A 23739-nucleotide genomic window follows, 5' to 3' on the forward strand; every position below is an offset into this window, starting at 1 on the left:
CGCAGCTCTGCCGGTTGCTTTGTAGATAGAACCCCATAGTGCAAAGTCAGTATCAAAGTTAGACGATAAACACCGGCAATGCTAAGAAAGCTAAATAACTTGCTTGCCTGCTTGGTACAGAGCGGTTAGTGGATTAACGCCAAATTGATAACACAGCTCTGCTGGTTGCTCGATATTCCATAGTGCGATATCCGCATCATAACCAACGGCAAGCTGACCTTTAGATTCTGTTAACCCTAGTGCTTTAGCGCCATAACAAGTAATACCTGCCAATGCCTCGCTTGGTGTTAACTTAAATAAGGTACAGGCCATATTAAGCATCAGGTGAATATTATGAATCGGTGAAGTGCCTGGGTTGGCATCGGTGGCAACGGCCATAGGCACTTGATGTTTGCGTAGCAAGTCTATTGGCGGTAATTGCGTTTCACGCAAGAAGTAAAAAGCGCCGGGTAATAATACCGCGGTCATGCCTGATTTTTTCATCGCTTTAATACCGGCTTCATCCAAGAACTCAATATGATCAGAAGACAAAGCATCATAGTTTGCCGCAAGCTCTGATGCGCCAAGATTTGATAATTGTTCGGCATGAACTTTTATCGGCAAGTTATGCGCTTGGGCGGCATCAAAAACACGTTTGGTTTGCTCAAGGCTAAAACCGATACCTTCACAAAAAACATCAACGGCGTCGGCTAAATTTTCACTGACCACTTGTGGCAGCATTTCATTGCAGACAATATCAAGGTAACCATCGGCATTATCTTTATACTCGGTTGGTAAAGCATGTGCGCCAAGAAAAGTACGTTTGATGGTCATTGGCAGCTCATCAGCTAAAAGACCTGCAACCTTGAGCATTTTAATTTCGTTTTCCGTGTCTAAACCATAACCTGATTTAATTTCAACGGTAGTTACACCTTGTTGATGTAAAGCCGTTAAACGAGGTAAGGCACTAGCAAGTAACTCTGCTTCACTCGCTTTTCGCGTCGCTGAAACAGTGGAAACAATACCGCCACCAGCATTGGCTATTTCTTGATAACTTTTGCCTTGTAAGCGCATTTCAAATTCGTTGGCACGGTTGCCACCATAAACAAGGTGAGTATGACAATCGATTAAGCCTGGCGTTAACCACTGGCCTTTACCATCGATAATATCAACATCATGGTCTTTTTCTGATAAATCAGCGGGTAAGTCACTTTCTTTGCCTAACCAAGCAATTTTACCAGCACTGATTGCTAATGCGGCTTGGGTAATTTCACCATAGCTATTACTGCCGTCGGTCATTGTTGCTAAATTTACATTGATATACAGGGTTTGCCAGTGTTTAAAGTTTGTCATACCGCTACCTAATAGATAAAATGATGAGAATGAATGTAAGCAACCAGTAACTATACCCAAGCCACTTCAAGATACTCGTTTCAGGACGTCTGAGCGATTTATGATCAAGGCGTGTATTTTATTAATGGTTGTTCAGGAGAATATGCTCAGGATAATTGCTCCTGCATTATCTCATAAGGTACTTCCTGTACCGTCTGCATTCTCTATTAAGCTGCATCCATGCAGCGTCCTTAATGAACTATGCAACGATGAACATGATTTGCTCAAACGTCCCAGAATGGCTAGTTTAGAAACGCTTTACGCTACGTTATTGACTTCGACAATAGAATAACTATTCTCTTCAATCAATGCCTTGCCTAAAGGCGTTTCTAATTCCAGCTGAATCCTGCATCTTGAGGTGACTTGGGTATAAGCTCACTATAATAAAAAAATTTTACCTTGAAAAAACACAATAATCAACTTGTATATACAACTATTGCCTTTTTGTTAAAGATGTGAGACTGTATAAACAAGTTCAACACACTCAAAAACAATCATGACTGCTAATTCTACAGCCCCTTCTACTGTTCATTCTAGTGATGGCACTAACAATAGCTCAAGCAAAAAAGATAAGCCGGCTAAGTATACTATTATCAAGCAATATATCCGTGAAAATATTGAGTCCGGAGAATGGCCACAGAATGCCAAGGTGCCTTCTGAAAATGAATTAACTCAAAAATTCGATGTTAGCCGTATGACCGCAAGACGTGCTTTACAAGATTTAACCGAGCAAGGTATTTTAGTACGCTCACAAGGCGCGGGGACTTTTGTCGCTACCTTCAAATCGCAATCATCATTGCTCGAAATTCGTAATATTAGTGATGAAATTAGTGAACGTGGCCATCAGCATCAAGCCAAACAGTTAATACTCCGCTCTATTAAGGTTACTGAAGAGTTAACCATTTTATTAAGCCTTAAAAATAATGAACAGGTCTTTTATTCAGAGATTTTACATCTTGAAAATAATGAGCCTATTCAATTAGAGCAGCGTTATGTTAATGCCAGTTTAGTACCTGAATATTTATTACAAGACTTTAGCCAGATTACCCCACATGAATATCTTTCATCCGTAGCTCCATTAACAGAAGCAACTCACGAAATTGAAGCGGTATTAGCCAACGCAAATATTTGTCTGCAATTAGAGATAAATTCGAGCACGCCTTGTTTACAAGTAAAACGTCGTACGTGGTCAAAACAAGGTGTGGTGAGTTTCGCTATTTTAACATCGCCAGGTGATAAGTACCGTTTAGGCAGCCATCTTAAATTTTAAAGTGCTGCTAAAAATAGACACTTTAACTTAGCCTAGATGAGTTGCTGATATTACTCAGTGGCTCTGTTGTAGTTTAGTATTGCTGAATAAACAAGCGAGACGCGTACACGCTCTTTGACATCCTGTCACCGCGATATACCGTTCGTCCTGAACATAATCCCATCCATGGGGCTCTACACAAGCATCAGGACAGTGTGCTCCTGCACTGTCTAATAAGGTATATCCATATACCGTCTTGCTTGTGAAGGGTGTCTTATCACTTCAGCAATACTCAACATATAATCATAGGGTTATAATGTAGACAACTGCATTATGAATTCAGAGCTACTCCAATCTATACGGAATAGCTCTGAGACTTAGCCTTTACAGCGATAAGTTATTTATAATATCGTCATCAACTCGGTTAGCTAAGGTAACTTTAAGCTTAGGCGTTCTGGCCATTTCGCGTTTTATAGCAAAATTGGCTTCTTCATTTCGTGCCCAACTACGACGGGCAATACCGTTGTTAACATCAAATAACAGCATAGATTTAAGTTTGCGTTCAGCATCATCACTACCATCAAGTAGCATACCAAAACCACCGTTGGTTACTTCACCCCAACCTACCCCGCCACCATTATGGATAGAAACCCAAGTGGCACCACGGAAACTGTCACCAATAACATTATGAATAGCCATATCGGCAGTAAAGCGACTACCATCATAAATATTAGACGTTTCGCGGTAAGGTGAATCGGTACCACTGACATCATGGTGATCACGACCAAGTACTATAGGGCCAATTTCACCACTATTAATGGCATCGTTAAAGGCTTTAGCTATTTCCATTCTGCCTTGTGCATCGGCATAAAGAATTCGAGCTTGTGAGCCAACAACTAAGTTGTTTTGTTTGGCGTCTTTAATCCAAGTAATGTTGTCTTGCATTTGTTGCTTAATTTCTTCAGGCGACTCTTGCATAATTTTTTCAAGAACGCTTGCAGCAATAGCATCAGTTTTATCTAAATCTTCAGCTTTACCCGAAGCACATACCCAACGAAAGGGTCCAAAACCATAGTCAAAACACATTGGCCCTAAAATATCTTGCACGTATGATGGGTATTTAAAGTCAATACCATTTTCAGCCATAACATCGCCACCGGCGCGTGAAGCTTCGAGTAAGAAAGCGTTGCCATAATCGAAGAAATAAGTACCTTTAGCGGTATGTTTATTTACTGCATCGGCATGGCGCCTTAGTGTTTCCTGTACTTTAACTTTGAACACTTCCGGCTCTTCTCGAATTAATCGATTCGATTCTTCATAGCTAATGTCTACTGGGTAATAACCGCCTGACCAAGGGTTATGTAATGACGTTTGGTCTGAGCCGAGTTGAATGAACACTTCTTTTTCATAGAATCCTTCCCATACATCAACGATATTACCTATGTAGGCAATCGAGACCACTTCTTCATTGGCTTGTGCTGCTTTGACGCGTATTACCAGCTCATCCATGTTATCAATGAGCTCGTCAACCCAACCTTGCTGATGACGTTTAGTGGCCGCATTTGCATTCACTTCTGCACAGACAGTAATACAGTTAGCAATATTACCCGCTTTAGGTTGCGCACCACTCATGCCACCTAAGCCAGCGGTTAGGAATACTTTACCCTTAGTCGTTTCGCCTTGTTTAAGGACTTTACGAAAAGCATTCATCAGCGTAATTGTGGTGCCATGGACAATGCCTTGTGGGCCAATATACATGAAAGAACCTGCCGTCATTTGCCCATATTGCGTGACACCTAAGGCATTGAACTTTTCCCAGTCATCAGGTTTTGAGTAATTAGGGATCATCATGCCATTGGTTACCACAACACGAGGCGCCTCTGGTGATGACGGGAATAATCCCATAGGGTGACCAGAATAAATATGTAACGTTTGGTCATTTTCCATTTCACTCAAATACTTCATCACTAACAAGTATTGCGCCCAGTTTTGGAAAACTGCACCATTACCACCATAAGTAATTAGCTCTTGTGGATGCTGAGCAACGGCAGGATCTAGGTTGTTATCAACCATTAGCATGATTGCTGCTGCCTGAGTACATTGTGCTGGATAGTCGCTAAGTGCACGTGCTTTTAAATCATAATTTGGCTTGAATCGGTACATATAGATACGACCAAGATCTTTTAGTTCTTGAGCAAATTCTACCGCCAATTCTTGATGCCATTCTTTAGGGAAGTAACGTAAGGCGTTTCTTACTGCCAACTGTTTTTCATCCGCTGAGAGAATGTCTTTACGCTTAGGAGCTCGATTGGCATCTGCAGGGTAAGCCTTTACTGGTGGTAATTGGCTTGGGATCCCTTGCTTTAGACCCGCTTTAAAAAGCGTTAGCTCTTGAAAATTCATCGTTGTTGTCATAGCAATGGGCCCTTTATTAATGGTTAAAACTTACTGTAAACGCTTGTGTCTTAACCAAGGTAATCATGGCGTCGATGTCAGGCTTCAATAGTCTATCTTCTTCAAGCTTAGCTACTTTGGCTCTGATCACTTGGTGGTTAAGTTCAATAAGTTCTGAGCATTTATTAGGACGTCTAAATTCGATAGCTTGAGCCGCATACATTAACTCGATAGCCAGTATCTTTTCTAAATTACCTAAGATTTGATTTAATTGTCTGCCCGAAATACTACCCATAGAGACATGATCTTCCTGACCCATAGAGGTAGGTACACTATCAGCCGAGGGTGGGAAACAAAGCGACTTATTTTCTGTGACCAGTGAAGCTGTGGTATATTGCGGGATCATCATGCCTGAGTTTAAGCCACCGGCAGAAGTCAATAATCTCGGTAAACCGTGTATACCTTCTAATAATAAGTAACAACGTCTGTCTGAAATATTGCCCAATTCTGATGCGGCAATCGAAGCATAATCAAGCACCATAGCCAGTGGTTGACCATGGAAATTACCGCCAGAAATCGCTTCTTCGCTACTGATAATAATAGGGTTATCAGTGACAGAGTTCATTTCAATTTCAACTAACTCTTCTAAGTGATAATAGGCATTACGTGATGCGCCATGCACTTGTGGAATACATCGTAATGAATAAGGGTCTTGTACACGGTCACATTCTGCATGATCTGCCATGTTTTGAGAATCTTTAAAGAAGTCTCTCATGCGCGCTGCAACAACAAGGTTACCTTTAAAGGCACGTACTTGATGTAGCTCATCTCTAAAGGGTGATTCACTGCCTTGCATGCCTTCGATACTCATGGCACCCGTCATATCTGCTAGGTCTAATAAGTAACGCATTTTAGTTAACGCGGTGATGCCATGAGATAATATAAATTGGGTGCCGTTAATTAATGCCAAGCCTTCTTTTGCCTGCAGCTCCATAATATCTAAACCATGTTCGCGAAGTAGCGGTGCTGCCGCGACAATTTTGTCGTCTTGCCCCTCTTTACTTTGCCAAAACTCACCTTCATCCAGTAATGGTAAGAATAAATGAGAAAGTGGTGCTAAATCACCCGATGCACCTACTGAGCCTTGCTCTGGTACCACGGGGATCAAATCAAGTTTGATAAACGCTAACATGCGCTCTATCACTGCAAGGCGAATACCTGAGAAACCTCGACTTAAAGCATGTACCTTAGTGATCAACATCAGCTTTGAAATAGATTTTTCGATTGGCTCACCGACACCGACGGCATGAGTGATAAGTAAATTCTTTTGCAATAAATTAGTATCTTCAGGTGAAATTTGTGTATCGCATAACGGGCCAAAACCGGTATTGATACCGTATACTGCTTTATCTGAAGCGGCCATTTTTTCTACTCTTTGGCGGCTTATATTGATTTTATCTATAGCTTCTTGGCAAAGTTCAGCTTTGATACTGCCATCAGCAATACCGTTGACAATATCAAGATTCAGGCGGTCAATACCGTATTTAAATGTCATCTTAATGCTCCTAATTATTTAGTTGTGTTATACCATTCCGTATAAAGAAGTAACCTCTTTCTTATACGGATTGGTATTATCTAGCATAAACGCTATTCATATATTTATATTAACTTGCTCTCAATGTTTTATAAATACATAATAATCGTTATTCATTCCGGTTTTACCGAACTTATAGAAAGGACTAAAAACTATGCAAGTTCATGACGTAGATTTACGTTTACTGAGAATATTCGTCGCGATTGTCGAGTGTGGCGGTTTATCCGCGGCAGAGTCTCGATTAAATATAGGTCGTTCTACCATAAGTTCCCATTTATCGGACTTAGAAGTACGTTTAGGCATTAAATTATGTAAACGCGGCAGAAGTGGTTTTGAGATAACAGAGTCTGGGCGCGTAACTTATCAAGCATCACTCGAATTACTACAACAATGTGAAGCTTTTGCCAGTACCGTGGCCAGCTCTAAAAATGAACTTTCTGGTCGAGTAACTATTGCTACCATAGATACTTTGGTTAATGATCCTCGTTGCGGTGTTGCCCGTGTTATTTCAGCATTAAAGGCAAAAGGGGATAACCTTCAATTTGATATTAATGTTTGTGAAGCACGTGAAGTAGAAACATCAGTGGCTAATGGTCGCTCGTTAGTTGGCATAGGGGTTAGTCGTCATCATCTACGCGGCTTAGATTATTACCCCTTACACAATGAAACTAACTATTTATATTGCGGGCAGGGGCACCCTTTGTTTGACTGCAAACCGTCCTCAGTAAATAAATTACTGGAAGCCGCTGAAATGATCACCAGTAACTATATGCGTGACAAAGAAGTAAGAAACGATGGTTTAAATTACCAAAACAGTGCTACTGCCTATCATGACGAAGGCATAGCTCATCTAATATTATCAGGTGCGTTTATCGGTTATTTACCCGAACATTATGCGAATTATTGGCTTGATAAGGGCTTATTTAAATCGATTCTGCCGGAAAAGTACTCTTATCAAATTCCAATTATGTTGATTTCTACAAAAAACAACATCGTCTCACCGTTGGCAAATGCGCTGATCGAAGAAATTAAACGCTGTCATTCTTTTGGCTAAAACGCAGCTTTAATCTCTTCGGCCGTTTTTAATCGTCGAATTTCTAAAAATAATTCATCTGCTTCTTGATAATGATTTTTTAAATATTTCAGCCACTGCTTGATACGATTACAGTAATACTTACTTTTGTCGCCGTGAGTTTCAAATTCTGTATAGGCAGATAATATAGCCAATACTTCCAACCACGGCATAATTTTGCTTTCTTGTTTAATGACCTGCCCTAGGTTCGGAATAGTCAGTGCACCACGGCCAACCATAATATCAGTACAACCAGAAACTTCTCGACAGTTAATGGCATCCTCTAAATTCCAAATTTCACCATTAGCGATAACGGGAATATTAATGGCATTTTTAATTTTAGCAATCCAATGCCAATGTGCCGGTGGTTTGTAACCTTCTACTTTAGTACGGGCATGTACCGTAAGTTCATTGGCTCCTGCAGCCTCAACCGCTTGCGCATTTTCTATGGCGAGGGTCTTATCTTCATAACCCAAACGAATTTTAGCACTGACAATGGTGTCACTAGGTACCGCATCTTTAACGGCTTTTATTATTTGATAAAGATTTTCAGGATCTTTTAATAAGATAGATCCGCCACGACTTTTATTCACTGTTTTAGAAGGACAGCCAAAGTTTAAATCGATGCCACTTGAACCAAGCTCAATCACTTTAGCGGCATTTTCAGCCATATACTCAGGGTATTGTCCCAATAACTGCACACGAACAGGTGTGCCCGATTTAGTGCGGCTACCGTAAACGTCAGCATTAATTAACTCTGGGCAGTAACGATGGAAAACACGATCGGGAAGCACTTGGTCAACCACACGAATAAACTCAGTGACACAGAGATCATAACTACCTACTTGGGTAAGTAAGTCACGCATTCTGTAATCTAAAACGCCTTCCATAGGCGCAAGTACTACTCGCATTAGGATGAAATGCTTTTATCAGGTTTAGAGTTAGGTTTAGCGTTAGATTGCGATTTTTGCGGCGTGTGACTTGACCGAACTCGAGTGACTATATTAATGAACATAAAATAAAAAATTAAGGTTGCAGACGCTACCGATAAATGAATAAATATTGTCGATGGCTGAAAAGTTTCTTGCCAAAAAAAGACCGGCCCTGAGTAAGTGACATAGAAAAGGTCTAAAATAGTGACATGCGCCCAAACGACAATAAATAGCAGTTTAGCTTGATGGCGAGTAATAAATTTTATTGGCAGTAAATTCAAAAGTGGGCTCTTTAATAAATAACGGCGCTAGTATATCAAAAGTACTGCTTGCGTGTAGCATAAGAATCACTTAGCTATTATCACCTTGCTCAAGCCAGTTGAGTAAATCATCATACACAAATGCATAGTTTAACTTTGTTTGTACCTTGCTACCTGATACGACCTTAGGCTCACTTGCTGATATTAAATCGTTCTGTTCAAAAATAGGTGTTGGTAGCTTTAAAGCGCTTGCGGCAGCTTGGTAATATTGCTTTTTAGTAACTTGTGTTGAACTAACACCGTTAAAAATACCGCCACAGAGCTGACTTCGTAATATTGCTTGAATAAGACCGACAGCATCTTGTTGATGAATTAAATTAACAATGGCCTGTGGGTTTTTCAACATTCGGCCATTGAGCAAAAACTTACCTGGATGGCGGTTGGGTCCAACTAATCCCGATAGCCTAATTACATAGCCATTTCGTTTAATTAACTCATCATTAGCATCCGCTAAGCGCGAGTCATTGAAGCTTAGTACTGCCTGTTCTGCTTGGTTAAGTAGCGAGACTTTATCTGCGGATAAATCCAAGGTAATGTCTTCATCTACTTGTCCTGATAAGCCATTATAAATAGCAGTACTGCTCAGTAAGATGATTTTTTCAACTCCAGGATTGGCTGCTGCGGCTATGACTAGCTGCTGTACTTTTTCTGCATAATCAAGTCGACCTTGCCGAAATTGTGGCGTAATGGCGATAACTAAACAGGGGTGATTAAAAACCGGGTGACTATTCAACCGCGCTTGCTCGGTTGGTAAGCATAATACTTCAGCGGTAAGGCCTGCATTTGTTAACTGCTCAACATTTTCAGCATTACTGCGGGTTGCGAGTACTTCGACATTTTGTTGTTTTAATTGCTGTGCTAAAGCACTGCCTAACCAACCACAACCGACTATGCCAACGGAAGCGTTAACTGAGCCGTCAACTGGATTATCTACAGAATTAATTGCTTTATCGATCATTAATTTTTGCTCTTTTCATAAGATTTAATTTGCTTAACTAGTGCTTTAGCTAAGCCATTAGGCATAGGAATTGATAAGTTGTATTGAGAAATTTTCCAGCCTTGAGCGGTTTTTATTAATACTCCTGAGCCACGACAAGTCCCGTAACTTTCGCTAAATAATAATTCATCAAAAAAGGCAACCTGCCCTGGTTGAATCAAATTAATGTTTCGCTCTGTAGGTGTGTAAAGCCAACCAGTACCTTTGGAAAAATAGGGTTCAACAAAAGCCTTAAACTGCTCTTTGCTCCAGCGTTCACTCGCAGCAGTCCCCAAAAAAATAGCGTCATCGCTCAGTAAATCAAAATAAGGCTTCGCTTGGGCATCCGCCGCTGCTTGATGAAAGCTATTTAATGCCTGCTCTATACTTTGTTGTTCACTCGCTGCACTACTGACAAAACTCAGCAATCCAGACGTTAGTCCAAAAATTAACGTTATAACTGACAAGGTGTGTTTTCTCATAACTTTCTCACTTTAATGTTCCCGACTTATGTTCTGGCTTATGTTCAGGCTTAGGTACTAGGTAATGTTCGAGTTTATTTTACTGTTTAGGCGCTAAAACAGCATAACTACCGGTAAAGGTAGCCGCAACCTTGTCACCATTATACAGGTGAACGGTTAAGGCCATACGGGAATTTTTACCGCGCTTTAATCGACTGAAGTCACCTGATACTGAATTAGCATGAACTTTTGCATAACCAAGCCCTGTTATCGGCGCATGATACTCGATATCCGCTTTCGCTAAAACAATGTCGCCTTTAAGTTGCTGACGCTGCAATTGCAAATACACCCAACCCCAACCAGATAAAGTGGCCAAGGTATAAATGCTGCCAGCAAACATAGTGTTATGTAGATTTTTATTAAAGCTATCATCACAATGGGTGATAAGTTCTTCACCATCAAAATAACTAATTGAAATGTTCATCGCTTTGCTCAGCGGAATGGTGTCATGCCAAGTAGTTTGCAAAGCATTGGATAATTGTTGTTGGTGATTATCGCAAGGAGTTAATACTTTACTCATAGAAAAATGGTTAATTTCATCAAACAATAGATGCGAAAAACCATGAGAGACGTAACCGAGACGCTGATAAAAGGCGAGCGCATTTTCTCGTGCATTCAAAGTGATCTTAGTGATGCCCAATTTCCGTGCTTGATGCTCTAAAGATTTCATTATTTGCTGGCCTAGCCCTTGGCCTTGGGCTTCAGCACTTACCGCCATAAAGCGAATTTGAGCAGAAAACTGATCAGACTGTTCTAGTCGCCCAACAGCCAACACGTTATTATTTTCATCGAAAATCATACGGTGAAAGCTTGCTTGCTCTAAGTTATCACGTTCACTACCCAGCGGCTGGTTCCAAGGCTGACGCAGTATTTGCCAACGGAGTTGGTAGTATTGTTCAAACTCTACCGCGTTTTTTGGTGACCTACAGACATTCATTGGCTATTCTTACGCTTATTTATTAGATTTAGGATGGCTTATGCAGTTAGCAAAACATTTAGCCCAAGGTCGGTTAGTGTATTTAAGCCAACAACAAGATGCAATAACGGTCAGTGAAAACAACTATTATCGTTGGATGGCATTTAGTGACGTAGTGCAAAGTGTTATGCACAGACGTAAGCCTTGGCAATTAACCCTACCCCATCAAATTGCCTTGATGTTACCACTACTTTTCTTTCGACCAACACGCATCATTGAATTGGGTTTAGGCGGTGGTAATCTTACTCGATTTTTACAACATTTATCACCCGAGGTTATGTTAACCACTATCGAGCACAGTCAGTGTGTTATCGATAGCTTCGAGCAGTACTTCAACCCAGAACATGCTGAGCTAGACATCGTCTGTGCTGATGGTATGACCTGGTTAGCAGAGAGAAATTCTGTTGAACTTGATTGGATAATCTGTGATGTTTATCAATCACAAGAGTTTGGCTTTGATGCCATAGTAAAGCAGCTAGAAACATTAACCAGTTGCTTAAACTCACAAGCTTGCTTAGCAATTAACTTACCTGACATTAGTGATAACGACATTAACTTATGTTTAACGATATTGCAGCAATTACAGCCAAGTCACCATATTAGTTATTTTAACATTCCAAATTACCTAAATATTGTTATTCATTTAACACCAAAAGATTGGCCACTGCATCGGTTAATAAAGCGTAATAAGCACAGTTATCTACCGCAAGTAACTTTACAGCGTTGGCGAAAATTTTGGCGACATGGTCAACAACTTAATTAGCTCACCAGTGAATGTTCAATAAACATAACTTAATATTAGCGCAATAAAAAAGCGACTGATTGTAAATAAACAATGAGTCGCTTTTATTTATATAGCGTAGTTCGATGAACTTCCTAGTGACTGATCACTAGAAATGGTAACGAATACCTAAATTACTCATTACTTCAAAATCAGTACTGCTATCGCGGTTAGTTTGCTCTTTAACAAAGTTGATAGTTGGCGCAAGTGATGCGTAAACTGACCACTTAGGGGCAAATTTCCAATCAGCTCCTGCGGGTACACGGATAACAGTGCCTTCTTTTATAGAATTACCATCATTCCATGCGTAACCAAGACCACCGGCAGCATAAAATTTTAATGGCCGTTTTGAAAAGAACTTACTTTGCGGCAATAAGTTATAGTGCCAAAAAGCAAGATCAACACCAGCGCCATCAGCACCAACGATAAACTCAATCGAGTTACCAAACTGCACATTAACACTTAAACCGTAATCACTGGCAATAGCAACTTTAACCCCTGAATTAAAATCACTCATTGATGGTGATGAAAATTCTCCTGGGATATCGGATTCTGCATTTGCTATCGACGTTAATGCTAACGAGCTTACAAAACCTAAAACAGTTAATAATTTTTTCACGATCTCATTCTTCCTTAATAAAGATAATAATTTATTTTTAGATAAATATAGCAATAAAAAAGGATGCCGAGGCATCCTTTTTTGTATTAACACTTATTTTAATTAAAAGGCGTTAATTATTTTCTATTTTCTAGCGGCATCTTTAATTACTTTAGCTGCTTTAACTTCAGCAATTACTACTTCAGATACGTTACTAGGACAAGGCATGTAGTGAGAGAACTCCATAGAGAATTGACCACGACCTGATGTCATTGTACGTAATGTTCCGATGTAACCGAACATTTCTGAAAGCGGTACGTCAGCTTTAATACGTACACCAGAAACACCAGCAAGTTGATCTTTGATCATGCCACGACGACGGTTTAAATCACCAATAACATCACCAACGTGATCATCAGGCGTAAACACATCAACTTTCATGATAGGTTCAATTAACTGGGCACCAGCTTTTGGAATTGACTGACGGAAAGCACCACGAGCAGCAAGTTCAAATGCAACAGCAGATGAATCGACCGCATGGAAACCACCATCATATAATTCAATTTCAACGTCTAATACAGGGAAACCGGCAAGAACACCAGTATCCATCATGCCTTTGAAGCCTTTCTCGATTGCCGGGAAGAATTCTTTAGGTACATTACCACCAACAACTTTTGAGGTGAATACGAAACCAGTACCAGGTTCGCCGGGCTTGATACGGTAATCAATTTTACCGAACTGACCAGAACCACCAGATTGTTTCTTATGGGTATAAGAATCTTCAATCTCTTGCGTGATTGTTTCACGGTATGCAACTTGTGGCTTACCAACTTCTAATTCAACACCGTAGGTACGTTTTAGAATATCTACTTTGATATCTAGGTGAAGTTCACCCATACCAGATAAAATCGTTTCACCTGAATCTTGATCAGTTTCAACTTTAAAAGTAGGATCTTCTGCAACCATTTTACCGATAGCAATACCCATTTTCTCAGTTGAACCTTTATCTTTTGGTGTTACAGAAATTGAAATTACCGGCTTAGGGAATACCATAGCTTCTAAGATGATTGGGTTCTTAGGATCACATAAGGTGTGACCTGTCTGAACGTTACCTTTCATACCAACAATTGCGATGATATCACCGGCTTGTGCTGAAGTAAGTTCAGTACGATCTTCAGCTTGCATTTCACACATACGGCCAACACGCTCAGTTTTTCCTGTGAACGAGTTAAGAATTGTATCGCCTTTCTTCAATGTACCTGAATAGATACGTACGAAAGTTAATGTACCAAAACGGTCATCAGTGATTTTGAATGCTAACGCTTTGAATGTTTCTTCTACAGAAACGATTGCGTACTCACCATTAGGCTCACCTTCTTCATCAGTAAGTGGTTGAGGATCAACATCTGTAGGTGAAGGCAAGTAATCAACAACAGCATCAAGAATTAATTGAATACCTTTGTTTTTAAATGCAGATGCACCGTAAGTTGGGAAGAAAGTCATATCACGAGTACCTTTACGGATACACGCTTTGATTTGTTCTGTAGTAGGAACCATTTCCCCTTCTAAGAACTCCATCAACATGTCTTCATCAACTTCTAAAGCTGTTTCAATTAACTTCACACGGTACTCAGCAGCTTTTTCTACCATATCTGCTGGAATATCGGTGATTTCATAGTTTTCAGGTTCGCCAGAGTCATCCCAGATGTAAGCTTTTTCAGATAGTAAATCAACTAAACCAACAAAATCATCTTCTTCACCAATTGGCAAAGTCATAATAAGTGGGTTAGCACCTAATACGTCTTTAACTTGCTTACAAACACGGTAGAAATCAGCGCCTAAACGGTCAAGTTTGTTAACCATGATGATACGAGCAACTTCTGAATCGTTCGCGTAACGCCAGTTAGTTTCTGATTGTGGCTCAACACCACCGCTACCACAGAAAACGCCAATGCCGCCATCAAGAACTTTTAATGAACGGTAAACTTCTACCGTAAAATCAACGTGACCAGGAGTATCGATAACGTTAAAACGGTGATCTTTCCAGAAACAAGTAACAGCAGCAGACTGGATAGTAATACCGCGCTCAGCTTCTTGTACCATGAAGTCAGTTGTTGACTCGCCGTCATGTACTTCACCAGTTTTATGAATTTGACCGGTTAATTTAAGGATACGTTCAGTTGTTGTGGTTTTACCCGCATCAACGTGAGCGAAAATACCAATGTTTCTGTATTTGGATAAATCTGCCATTACTTTACTCTATTTAGTTAATGTCTATTCTGCTTTCTTATACTTATATAGTGCTATAAAAGTTATAACTATAAGAAAGCAGAACTGTTGAAAATTTGCGCGCGAGTATACCATTAACAAAAGCAAATCCATAGAAAATTGATAAATAAATTGTTATCACGCCGCATTTATTAGTGGCTATTTTTTATAAAAAGAGCCTTCTTTAACTTTATACTTATATATAGGTATAGGTATAGGTATAGGTATAGGTAATAAAATAAATGTAACTTAAGAAATTAACTTAGATGCCAAGTACACAAGTACTAACGTTAGATTAAGTCAGTACTAGCTTAAGAAATTATCAAATAAAATACCGCCCCAGGTAACCACACAAATAGAAAGAGCTAAAAATACCGCAGCAGAGCCAAGATCTTTTGCCCGACCTGATAGCTCATGATGTTCAAGGCCAATCCTGTCTACCACAGCTTCTATCGCTGAATTTATAACTTCCACTAACAGTAATAAGATTAAAGAGCTTAATAATAATGCTAACTGCATACCACTAGTGGCAATAAATAAACTAAGAGGAAATAAGCCAAGGCATAAACATAACTCTTGCCTAAATGCGGATTCATGTTTATAAGCGGCTTGTAAGCCTAGAAAAGAGCAACGCGTTGCTTTTAAGATTCGGCTAAAGCCGGAACCATTTGGCTTATTCTTCTCTGGTGGTGAATCATTTTCATTCATATTAATAATACCCGTTACTAATCAAGGTGCATGCTTCAGAGTGTTTGAGCAATTTCAATTCAAGGCGCTGTGATGAAATAATGGTTATTCAGGAGAATGTGCTCCTGCATTCTCTAATAGGCTACATCCATGTAGCGTCATTATAAATCACAGCAACGATGAAGTGATGTTGTTCAAGCGCTTCTTCGATGGGTTTAAAATGACTTTATACTAAGTTAAAGAAACAAATTATAGAGTGACTATACAAAACCTCCTCTCCTTACCTCAAGTCATTTTAACTCCCACTGAATCTTTGCACCATGAATAGTAATGAGTATGAACCTATTGAAGAAAATGGCTATCTTGCTGCCGCAAGATTTGCAGTTGTTGATAGTTAATGGCATCAGGTTTTTTATTCAGATCATTAATATGATATTTATTGGTTATCAAGCCGCTGGAATAAACCGTATTATCGACTAAATACGCTTTATCTTTATAGCTTGCCATAGCCACGCCACGCTGTATCGGTAAATCAAACAAGTCAAAACCCGAGCTAAAGTGTGATAACGGTGAAGCGGTATTTAATACATGTCTTAATAGTGTTGGTACTATATCAACATGAGCAGAGCGATTAATTTCCTTAACTAGATTCTTTTCACCCGGAATGTGCATGACTAACGGCACTGTCGTTTGTGCTTTAGTAAAATTGCTACCATGTCCCCAATAGCCTTGTTTATTATCATTGAATTCTTCACCGTGGTCTGCAGTGATAATAATAAGGGTATTTTTATCTTGACCACTATTAATCAGTGCTTGATGAATTTGATTAAACAACGCGTCTATATAATGTAGCGAGTTCTGGTAGTCATTTAGAAATGGCTGCGCATGAATATGTTTGTTAACAAGAAATTCCGCCGTTATCTTAGGGGTCGGTATAAATTTTTTATATTGCTCAGGGTAATCATAATCATGATGTGATGAAGTCAAAAATACAAATTTAAACCAAGGTTTATCATTACTCGCCAATTTAATATCAGCGATAACTTTTTCTGCTACTTTTTTATCATTTTTACTGCTACGCCCTTGCTGTGGGTAAATATAAAGGCGCTCGTCAATTTCGCCAAAAAACATTGGCTTCATGGCAAAACGATTAAAATTGGAGCCACTGTATGAGCTAATATCGTAACCCTGCTGGGCAAAGCTCTTGGTCAGCATTGTTTGATACTTAAAGGGGGCTGCTTGGGCACTCGCTAAATAGCTCGGATTTAAGCCATACATTAAACTAAATAACCCTGAAACAGTGACATTTCCGCCACTGTAATGGTTTTCAAACTGGTGACTTCTTTTGGCAAACTCAGCAATATAGGGAGTTACTTCACTGGTCAGCATATCGGCTCGCCAACTCTCAACTACAAACAGCAGAACATTAAGTGCGGCTTTCTTATCTCCTTTATCAAAAACCAGTGGCTTAATTGGATAGTTAAAACGTTGCGATGATGTTTGATTATTAAAGATGGTTGCATTACTACTGTTATGAATGACAATTAACTCTGGGTAGCGTTGGTGTAACTTCGACATCAAAGCCGTTGAAGTAATGGGTGCGTAATAAGGCATATAAGGTGTATAGGTCAGAATGCTCTCTTGCTTAGTGTAGTTACCCCAAATATGTATGCCTTGTCCCAAGAGAAACAAAGTAATAATACCAATATTAGCCATGGTAGTTTTCATATTGACTAATTGCTTAGCTTTGCCATAAATAAATACTTGTAGGGCGACAACAGCAATAGCTACCATAATAACCAGTAAACTCATGCCCCACGATAGGCCTATGCCTTGAAAATCAAAGATAGCCATTTCTATAAAAAGCATATCGATATGAAAACGATAAATATTAAAGACCAAGATGTCCGCGAGTAAAAATAGGTCTAGTAGTACTTTAGGAATAATGATCAGTACAGCAACTTGATTAAAATATAACAGTGGCGTTAACATCAAGGTGAGTAGCAAGTAAATTAGATAATAATAACTTGGGATACTCAGACCATAGAGTAAAGTGCTAAAAGTTCCATGCTGGTAAGCTGAATATATAAATACAGTTAACAGCGCTAGGCTAGTAATAAAGCTGATTAATACATAACGTGCGGCAAATTGTAGGTGATTAAGTAAAGTTTTCATTGAAGTGGCAGCTAATTCAGCACTGATTATTAGCTGAATATCATCTTAAGGGATAGGTGCATAAATCCTAATTCAATGAAATTTGACTAACAGTAAGACAAGTGTAACGAAAATGTAAACCAGGTAGGTAAGAGTGTAAGCAACTCAATAGCAGATGTAAGTTTATGTAAGACCTAAACCCTTGCTTGCAAGGCCTACTTAAATAGCTTGATTAGCCAAGTAAAATGGACTGTAGTTAAGGAGCTAAGTAACTCATCATCTGTTGCAGCATGCCCTTAATAATTTCGTTGCAGTTGTTATCAATAACATCGCCTGTTTAATACAAGCATCGCACACGGTTTCCCTAGTCTTGGACGAGGAGATAGCTAATCATGATTAGCTTTTATATAGGTATAGCACTGCTTATTATAGGCATTGGTTTTAATTTACCCACCGACAATAGCCAATATATAACAACGGATTATCTGCCCCCAGAAAGCTTAGCGAATAACAAGCAACAAAAGCTTGCACATAGTAAGATTTCTTGTATAATACGCGCTCGCATTCAGCCAAATTGAGTGTGTTTTGCTAAGGTCTTTACTCACGTGACGGCTTATAGCACTAAATAAAGAAGAACTAGATTCTTGTTTATTTCACAGCAGCTCTAATTTTGAGTTGAATGTTTATTAGTTAATACACCCCCTTCCGGCATATAAGGAAGTAGAGGGATGTATTTTTTTGTTCTTTAAAAAAGGGGATTTGTCTTTATGTCAAATCAAAGAATTCGCATTCGTTTGAAAGCGTTCGATCATCGTTTGATAGATCAATCTACTGCAGAGATCGTTGATACTGCAAAGCGTACTGGCGCACAGGTTCGTGGTCCAATCCCACTTCCTACTCGCAAAGAACGTTTCACTATCTTGACTTCTCCACACGTTAACAAAGATGCACGTGATCAATACGAAATTCGTACTCACAAGCGTCTGATTGATATCGTTGAGCCGACTGAAAAGACTGTAGACGCATTAATGCGTTTAGATCTTGCAGCTGGCGTTGATGTTCAAATCAGCTTGGGTTAATAGGGGAATTTAACAATGACTATAGGTCTAGTTGGACGTAAAGTGGGTATGACTCGTGTCTTCACAGAAGATGGTGTTTCAATCCCTGTTACTGTTATTGAAGTTGAAGCAAACCGTGTTGCTCAAGTTAAGACAGTTGACAACGATGGTTATTCAGCGCTACAAGTTACTACGGGCAAGCGTAAAGCAAGCCGTGTAACTAAACCAGCTGCTGGACATTTCGCGAAAGCAGGTATCGAAGCAGGCCGCGGCTTGTGGGAATTCCGTTTAAACGAAAACGAAGGTAGTGATATTAAAGCTGGCAGTGAAATCACTGTAGAGTTATTCAATGACACTAAATTAGTTGACGTTACTGGTACATCGAAAGGTAAAGGTTTCCAAGGCGGTATTAAACGCTGGAACTTTACTATGCAACATGCAACGCATGGTGTTTCGTTATCACATCGCTCTAACGGTTCGTTAGGTCAATGTCAAACACCAGGTCGCGTATTTAAAGGCAAGAAAATGTCTGGTCACATGGGTGCTGTGCGCGTTACTACACAAAACCTAGAATTGGTTCGTGTTGACGCAGAACGTAACTTGTTGCTTGTTAAAGGCGCAGTTCCGGGTGCTATCAATGGCAACGTAATCATCAAACCAGCTGTTAAAGCTTAGTCCAGGAGATTTTCTGATGGAATTATCATTAAAAGACGCAACAGGTGCTCTTGAAGTATCTGAAGCAACTTTTGGACGTGAGTTTAACGAAGCGTTAGTACACCAAGTAGTAGTTGCTTATGCAGCTGGTGCTCGTCAAGGTACTCGTGCTCAAAAAACTCGCTCAGAAGTTAGCGGCGGTGGTGCAAAACCATGGCGCCAAAAAGGTACTGGCCGTGCACGTGCCGGTACTACTCGTGGTCCAATTTGGCGTTCTGGTGGCGTAACATTCGCTGCTAAACCTCAAGATCACAGCCAAAAAGTTAACCGTAAAATGTATCGTGGTGCTATCGCTAGCATCCTATCTGAACTAGTTCGTCAAGACCGTTTAGTAGTAGTTAACGATTTTTCGGTAGAAACGCCTAAAACTAAAGAACTTGTTGCCAAGTTAAAAGGTTTAGAGCTTAAAGACGTATTGATTGTAACGAAAGAAGTTGACGAGAACTTGTTCTTATCAGCACGCAACTTGTACAAAGTTGACGTTCGTGACGTTGCAGCAATCGACCCTGTAAGCTTGGTTGGTTTCGAAAAAGTTTTAATCACTGCAGATGCAATTAAAGAAATTGAGGGGATTTTAGCATGATAAACGAAGAACGTTTGTTGAAAGTGCTTTTAGCACCGAATATTTCTGAAAAAGCAACTACAGCCGCTGAAGCAAACAACACTGTTGTTTTCAAAGTAGCTACAGATGCAACTAAAGCTGAAATTAAAGCCGCAGTTGAGAAACTTTTTGAAGTTACAGTTGAAGGTGTTAATACACTTAATGTTAAGGGTAAAGTAAAACGTACCGGTGCTCGTTTTGGTCGTCGTAACGACTGGAAAAAAGCCTACGTTACTCTTGCAGAAGGTAGTGACATCGACTTCGTTGGCGCGGAATCATAAGGAGCAGTTAAAATGGCTATAGTAAAATGTAAACCTACTTCTCCGGGTCGTCGTCACCTAGTTAAAGTGGTAAACAAAGAGCTTCATACAGGTAAGCCTTATGCACCATTATTAGACACTAAGTCTAAGTCTGGTGGTCGTAACAATAATGGTCGCATTACGGTTCGTCACATTGGTGGTGGTCATAAGCAACATTATCGTATTATTGATTTTAAACGTCTTAAAGATGGCATTCCAGCCAAAGTTGAACGTTTAGAATACGATCCAAACCGAAGCGCTAACATCGCATTAGTATTATATGCTGATGGTGAACGTCGTTACATCCTAGCCCCTAAAGGCTTAAGCGCTGGAGATACAATCCAGTCTGGTGTAGATGCTCCTATCAAATCTGGTAACACTATGCCGTTACGTAACCTACCGTTAGGTAGTGTTATTCACGCAATCGAACTTAAACCAGGTAAAGGTGCTCAAATCGCACGTGCTGCTGGTACTTACGCACAATTAGTTGCGAAAGAAGGTGCTTACGTTACTTTACGTCTTCGCTCTGGCGAAATGCGTAAAGTTGAAGCAGATTGTCGTGCTACTTTAGGTGAAATCGGCAACGCTGAACACATGCTTCGCCAACTTGGTAAAGCTGGTGCTTCACGCTGGCGCGGTGTTCGCCCAACTGTTCGTGGTGTTGCCATGAACCCAGTTGATCACCCACACGGTGGTGGTGAAGGTAAAACATCTGGCGGTCGTCACCCGGTATCACCTTGGGGTGTACCAACTAAGGGTTACAAGACTCGTTCGAACAAACGTACTGATAAATTTATCGTTCGTCGTCGTACTAAGTAATTAGTACATTAAACTAATATTCTGATTGCTTGAACTTAGCTAACTTATGTTAAGACTAGGTTCAACATGAAGAATTTGAATTATATAAGGATTCACCATGCCACGTTCCCTCAAGAAAGGTCCATTTATTGACCTACACTTGTTGACGAAGGTAGAGAAAGCGGTGGAAAGCGGGAATAAAAAGCCAATTAAAACTTGGTCCCGTCGTTCAATGATCATTCCTACAATGATCGGATTGACCATCGCTGTCCATAATGGCCGTCAACACGTTCCTGTATTTGTAACCGAAGAAATGATCGGTCACAAATTAGGCGAATTTGCACCAACTCGTACTTATCGCGGTCATGTCGCTGATAAGAAAGCGAAGAAATAGGGGAAATTAAATGCAAGCAATAGCTATACATAAATTTGCCCGCGGTTCTGCTCAGAAAGCGCGTTTAGTTGCGGATCAAATCCGTGGCGTAAATGTTGAGAAAGCACTTGAAATTCTAACTTACAGCAACAAGAAAGCTGCTGAGTTAGTTAAAAAAGTTCTTAACTCAGCTATCGCAAATGCCGAGCATAACGAAGGTGCAGATATTGATGAATTATTCGTTAAAACAATTTTAATTGACGATGGTCCAACAATGAAACGTATTATGCCACGTGCGAAAGGCCGAGCCGATCGCATCATCAAGCGCACTAGTCACATCACTGTGATCGTGTCTGATTCTTAGGAGTATATTAGTATGGGTCAAAAAGTTAATCCTACCGGTATTCGCTTAGGTATAACGAAACCTTTCGCGTCTACTTGGTTTGCAAGCACAAAAGATTTTGCTAGCAACTTAGACGGCGACTATAAGGTTCGCGAATTTTTAAAAGAAAAGCTTAAACGTGCATCACTTTCAAAAGTGATAATCGAACGTCCAGCTAAATCTATCCGCGTAACAATTCACACGGCTCGTCCAGGTGTTGTTATCGGTAAGAAAGGCGAAGATGTTGAGAAACTACGTTTAGCGATTACCAAAATTGCTGGTGTTCCTGCTCAAATCAACATCGCTGAAGTACGTAAGCCAGAAATGGATGCGCAGCTTGTTGCTGACAGCATTGCTAGTCAATTAGAACGTCGTGTTATGTTCCGTCGCGCTATGAAGCGTGCCGTTCAAAACGCAATGCGTCTTGGCGCTAAAGGCATCAAAGTACAAGTTAGTGGTCGCTTAGGCGGCGCTGATATCGCACGTGCTGAATGGTATCGTGAAGGTCGTGTACCTTTACATACATTCCGTGCTGATATTGACTACGCAATTGCGCGTGGTAACACTACTTATGGTGTTATTGGTATCAAAGTTTGGATCTTTAAAGGTGAAATTATTGGCAAAATGCCATTAGAAGCAGAGCAACCAGCTGCTAAGCCTAAAAGAAAAAACAACCGCAAAGCGAAGTAGGGGAATAAGTAATGTTACAACCAAAACGTACTAAATTCCGTAAGCAATTTAAAATGCGCAACCGTGGTCTTGCACACGTCGGTAGTTCAGTTAGCTTCGGTACTTTCGGTTTGAAATCACTAGAACGTGGTCGTATGACTGCGCGCCAAATTGAAGCCGCTCGTCGTGCCATGACTCGTCATGTTAAACGTCAAGGTAAAATCTGGATACGCGTATTCCCTGATAAGCCAATTACTAAAAAACCTCTTGAGGTTCGTATGGGTAAAGGTAAGGGTTCTGTAGAATATTGGGTTTGCCAAATTCTTCCAGGTCGTGTTCTTTATGAAATGGAAGGTGTTTCTGAAGAGATCGCACGTGAAGCTTTTGCTTTAGCAGCTGCTAAACTTCCATTCAAAACTACCTTCGTAACTAGGACGGCATTGTAATGAAAGTTAGTGAACTTAAAGCAAAAAGCATTGAAGAGCTAAATGCTGAATTACTAGAACTTCTTCGCGAGCAGTTTAACTACCGCATGCAAGCAAGCACTGGTCAATTAGCACAAACTCATTTGCTAAAAATCGTACGTCGCAATATTGCACGTGTTAAGACTATCATCACTGAAAAGGCAGGTAAGTAATGAGCGAAGTTAAAATCCGCACAGTACAAGGCGTTGTTATCAGTAACAAGATGGATAAGTCTATCGTTGTAATGATCGAACGTCGCGTTAAGCATCCTATGTACGGTAAATACATCACGCGTTCAACTAAGTTGAAAGCACATGATGAAGCTAACGTATGTAACGAAGGCGATATCGTAACTATTACTGAAGTTGCACCAATTTCTAAGTCTAAAAACTGGAAATTAGTTGACGTAATTACAAAAGCTTAATTTAGTATTTATACTTAATTAAACTTTAAATAGTTACCAAAAGACCTTAGCATTTATTTGCTAA

25 protein-coding genes are annotated in these 23739 nt (G+C 40.0%); 14 read left to right on the plus strand and 11 right to left on the minus strand.

The window, feature by feature from the left end:
- Positions 1-90 precede the first annotated feature (90 nt).
- Positions 91-1332 carry an imidazolonepropionase gene (gene hutI / locus F580_RS0104410; RefSeq protein ID WP_019026481.1) on the minus strand — a complete coding sequence of 414 codons (1242 nt, stop codon included), beginning with the start codon at positions 1330-1332 and terminating at the stop codon, positions 91-93.
- Positions 1333-1867: 535 nt separating this feature from the next.
- On the opposite strand from hutI, the gene hutC reads away from it, so the two are divergent.
- Positions 1868-2641, plus strand: a complete 774-nt coding sequence (hutC, locus tag F580_RS0104415) for a histidine utilization transcriptional repressor HutC (RefSeq protein WP_019026482.1) — start codon at positions 1868-1870, stop codon at positions 2639-2641.
- Positions 2642-3004: 363 nt separating this feature from the next.
- Here the strand turns inward: hutC and F580_RS0104420 are convergent, their stop codons facing one another.
- Entirely contained in the window at positions 3005-5035 is a 2031-nt protein-coding gene (locus F580_RS0104420; protein ID WP_019026483.1) for a urocanate hydratase, read from the minus strand.
- Between the two features lie 16 nt (positions 5036-5051).
- Positions 5052-6569 carry a histidine ammonia-lyase gene (gene hutH, locus F580_RS0104425; RefSeq protein WP_019026484.1) on the minus strand — a complete coding sequence of 506 codons (1518 nt, stop codon included), beginning with the start codon at positions 6567-6569 and terminating at the stop codon, positions 5052-5054.
- Positions 6570-6762: 193 nt separating this feature from the next.
- Between hutH and F580_RS0104430 the strand changes: the two genes are divergently transcribed.
- Positions 6763-7662, plus strand: coding sequence for a LysR family transcriptional regulator (locus F580_RS0104430; protein WP_019026485.1), 900 nt, complete (start codon positions 6763-6765; stop codon positions 7660-7662).
- Here the strand turns inward: F580_RS0104430 and dusC are convergent.
- The 4 genes from dusC to F580_RS0104455 form a co-directional block, all read right to left on the minus strand.
- Positions 7659-8591, minus strand: a complete 933-nt coding sequence (dusC, locus tag F580_RS0104435) for a tRNA dihydrouridine(16) synthase DusC (protein ID WP_019026486.1) — start codon at positions 8589-8591, stop codon at positions 7659-7661. The two genes, F580_RS0104430 and dusC, sit on opposite strands and share 4 nt — an antisense overlap.
- 372 nt (positions 8592-8963) lie before the next feature.
- The gene (locus F580_RS0104445) at positions 8964-9890 is read right to left on the minus strand and encodes an SDR family oxidoreductase (protein ID WP_019026488.1); all 927 of its coding nucleotides are present in this window, start codon (positions 9888-9890) and stop codon (positions 8964-8966) included.
- Positions 9890-10390, minus strand: a complete 501-nt coding sequence (locus F580_RS0104450; RefSeq protein WP_019026489.1) for a nuclear transport factor 2 family protein — start codon at positions 10388-10390, stop codon at positions 9890-9892. The genes F580_RS0104445 and F580_RS0104450 overlap by 1 nt, the downstream gene beginning before the upstream one ends.
- 79 nt (positions 10391-10469) lie before the next feature.
- Complete coding sequence (locus tag F580_RS0104455; RefSeq protein ID WP_019026490.1) at positions 10470-11366, minus strand: bifunctional GNAT family N-acetyltransferase/hotdog fold thioesterase; 897 nt, start codon at positions 11364-11366, stop codon at positions 10470-10472.
- Between the two features lie 40 nt (positions 11367-11406).
- Between F580_RS0104455 and F580_RS0104460 the strand changes: the two genes are divergently transcribed.
- Complete coding sequence (locus tag F580_RS0104460; protein ID WP_019026491.1) at positions 11407-12168, plus strand: class I SAM-dependent methyltransferase; 762 nt, start codon at positions 11407-11409, stop codon at positions 12166-12168.
- A gap of 127 nt (positions 12169-12295) precedes the next feature.
- On the opposite strand, the gene F580_RS0104465 is transcribed toward F580_RS0104460, so the two are convergent.
- The 4 genes from F580_RS0104465 to F580_RS0104480 form a co-directional block, all read right to left on the minus strand.
- Complete coding sequence (locus F580_RS0104465) at positions 12296-12805, minus strand: hypothetical protein (RefSeq protein WP_019026492.1); 510 nt, start codon at positions 12803-12805, stop codon at positions 12296-12298.
- Positions 12806-12928: 123 nt separating this feature from the next.
- Positions 12929-15034 (minus strand): elongation factor G, encoded by a 2106-nt coding sequence (gene fusA / locus F580_RS0104470; RefSeq protein WP_019026493.1) that lies wholly within the window; start codon positions 15032-15034, stop codon positions 12929-12931.
- Between the two features lie 324 nt (positions 15035-15358).
- Positions 15359-15760 (minus strand): diacylglycerol kinase, encoded by a 402-nt coding sequence (locus F580_RS0104475; RefSeq protein ID WP_019026494.1) that lies wholly within the window; start codon positions 15758-15760, stop codon positions 15359-15361.
- 321 nt (positions 15761-16081) lie between these two features.
- Positions 16082-17914 carry a sulfatase-like hydrolase/transferase gene (locus tag F580_RS0104480; protein WP_019026495.1) on the minus strand — a complete coding sequence of 611 codons (1833 nt, stop codon included), beginning with the start codon at positions 17912-17914 and terminating at the stop codon, positions 16082-16084.
- A 746-nt stretch (positions 17915-18660) separates the two neighbouring features.
- Here F580_RS0104480 and rpsJ point away from each other — a divergent pair.
- The 11 genes from rpsJ (at position 18661) to rpsQ (ending at position 23675) form a co-directional block, all read left to right on the plus strand.
- A complete protein-coding gene (gene rpsJ, locus F580_RS0104490; RefSeq protein ID WP_019026497.1) occupies positions 18661-18972 on the plus strand; it encodes a 30S ribosomal protein S10 in 312 nt (103 codons plus the stop codon).
- A 15-nt stretch (positions 18973-18987) separates the two neighbouring features.
- Complete coding sequence (gene rplC / locus F580_RS0104495; RefSeq protein WP_019026498.1) at positions 18988-19626, plus strand: 50S ribosomal protein L3; 639 nt, start codon at positions 18988-18990, stop codon at positions 19624-19626.
- 16 nt (positions 19627-19642) lie between these two features.
- The gene (gene rplD / locus F580_RS0104500) at positions 19643-20248 is read left to right on the plus strand and encodes a 50S ribosomal protein L4 (RefSeq protein ID WP_019026499.1); all 606 of its coding nucleotides are present in this window, start codon (positions 19643-19645) and stop codon (positions 20246-20248) included.
- On the plus strand, positions 20245-20547 hold the full coding sequence (gene rplW, locus F580_RS0104505; protein ID WP_011041720.1) for a 50S ribosomal protein L23: 303 nt from the start codon (positions 20245-20247) through the stop codon (positions 20545-20547). Before rplD ends, rplW begins: the two co-directional genes overlap by 4 nt.
- Positions 20548-20559: 12 nt before the next feature.
- Positions 20560-21384 (plus strand): 50S ribosomal protein L2, encoded by an 825-nt coding sequence (gene rplB, locus F580_RS0104510; protein WP_019026500.1) that lies wholly within the window; start codon positions 20560-20562, stop codon positions 21382-21384.
- Positions 21385-21481: 97 nt separating this feature from the next.
- Complete coding sequence (gene rpsS / locus F580_RS0104515; protein WP_011041718.1) at positions 21482-21757, plus strand: 30S ribosomal protein S19; 276 nt, start codon at positions 21482-21484, stop codon at positions 21755-21757.
- A 10-nt stretch (positions 21758-21767) separates the two neighbouring features.
- Complete coding sequence (rplV, locus tag F580_RS0104520; protein ID WP_019026501.1) at positions 21768-22100, plus strand: 50S ribosomal protein L22; 333 nt, start codon at positions 21768-21770, stop codon at positions 22098-22100.
- A gap of 12 nt (positions 22101-22112) precedes the next feature.
- Positions 22113-22808 carry a 30S ribosomal protein S3 gene (rpsC, locus tag F580_RS0104525; RefSeq protein ID WP_019026502.1) on the plus strand — a complete coding sequence of 232 codons (696 nt, stop codon included), beginning with the start codon at positions 22113-22115 and terminating at the stop codon, positions 22806-22808.
- Between the two features lie 11 nt (positions 22809-22819).
- Positions 22820-23233: a 50S ribosomal protein L16 gene (rplP, locus tag F580_RS0104530; protein ID WP_019026503.1), complete on the plus strand. Its 414-nt coding sequence runs from the start codon at positions 22820-22822 to the stop codon at positions 23231-23233.
- Positions 23233-23424: a 50S ribosomal protein L29 gene (gene rpmC / locus F580_RS0104535; RefSeq protein ID WP_019026504.1), complete on the plus strand. Its 192-nt coding sequence runs from the start codon at positions 23233-23235 to the stop codon at positions 23422-23424. The genes rplP and rpmC overlap by 1 nt, the downstream gene beginning before the upstream one ends.
- On the plus strand, positions 23424-23675 hold the full coding sequence (rpsQ, locus tag F580_RS0104540; protein ID WP_019026505.1) for a 30S ribosomal protein S17: 252 nt from the start codon (positions 23424-23426) through the stop codon (positions 23673-23675). The genes rpmC and rpsQ overlap by 1 nt, the downstream gene beginning before the upstream one ends.
- The last annotated feature ends 64 nt before the right edge of the window (positions 23676-23739 follow it).

It is taken from the genome of Colwellia piezophila ATCC BAA-637 (genome assembly GCF_000378625.1).
GTDB classification, from domain to species: domain Bacteria; phylum Pseudomonadota; class Gammaproteobacteria; order Enterobacterales; family Alteromonadaceae; genus Colwellia; species Colwellia piezophila.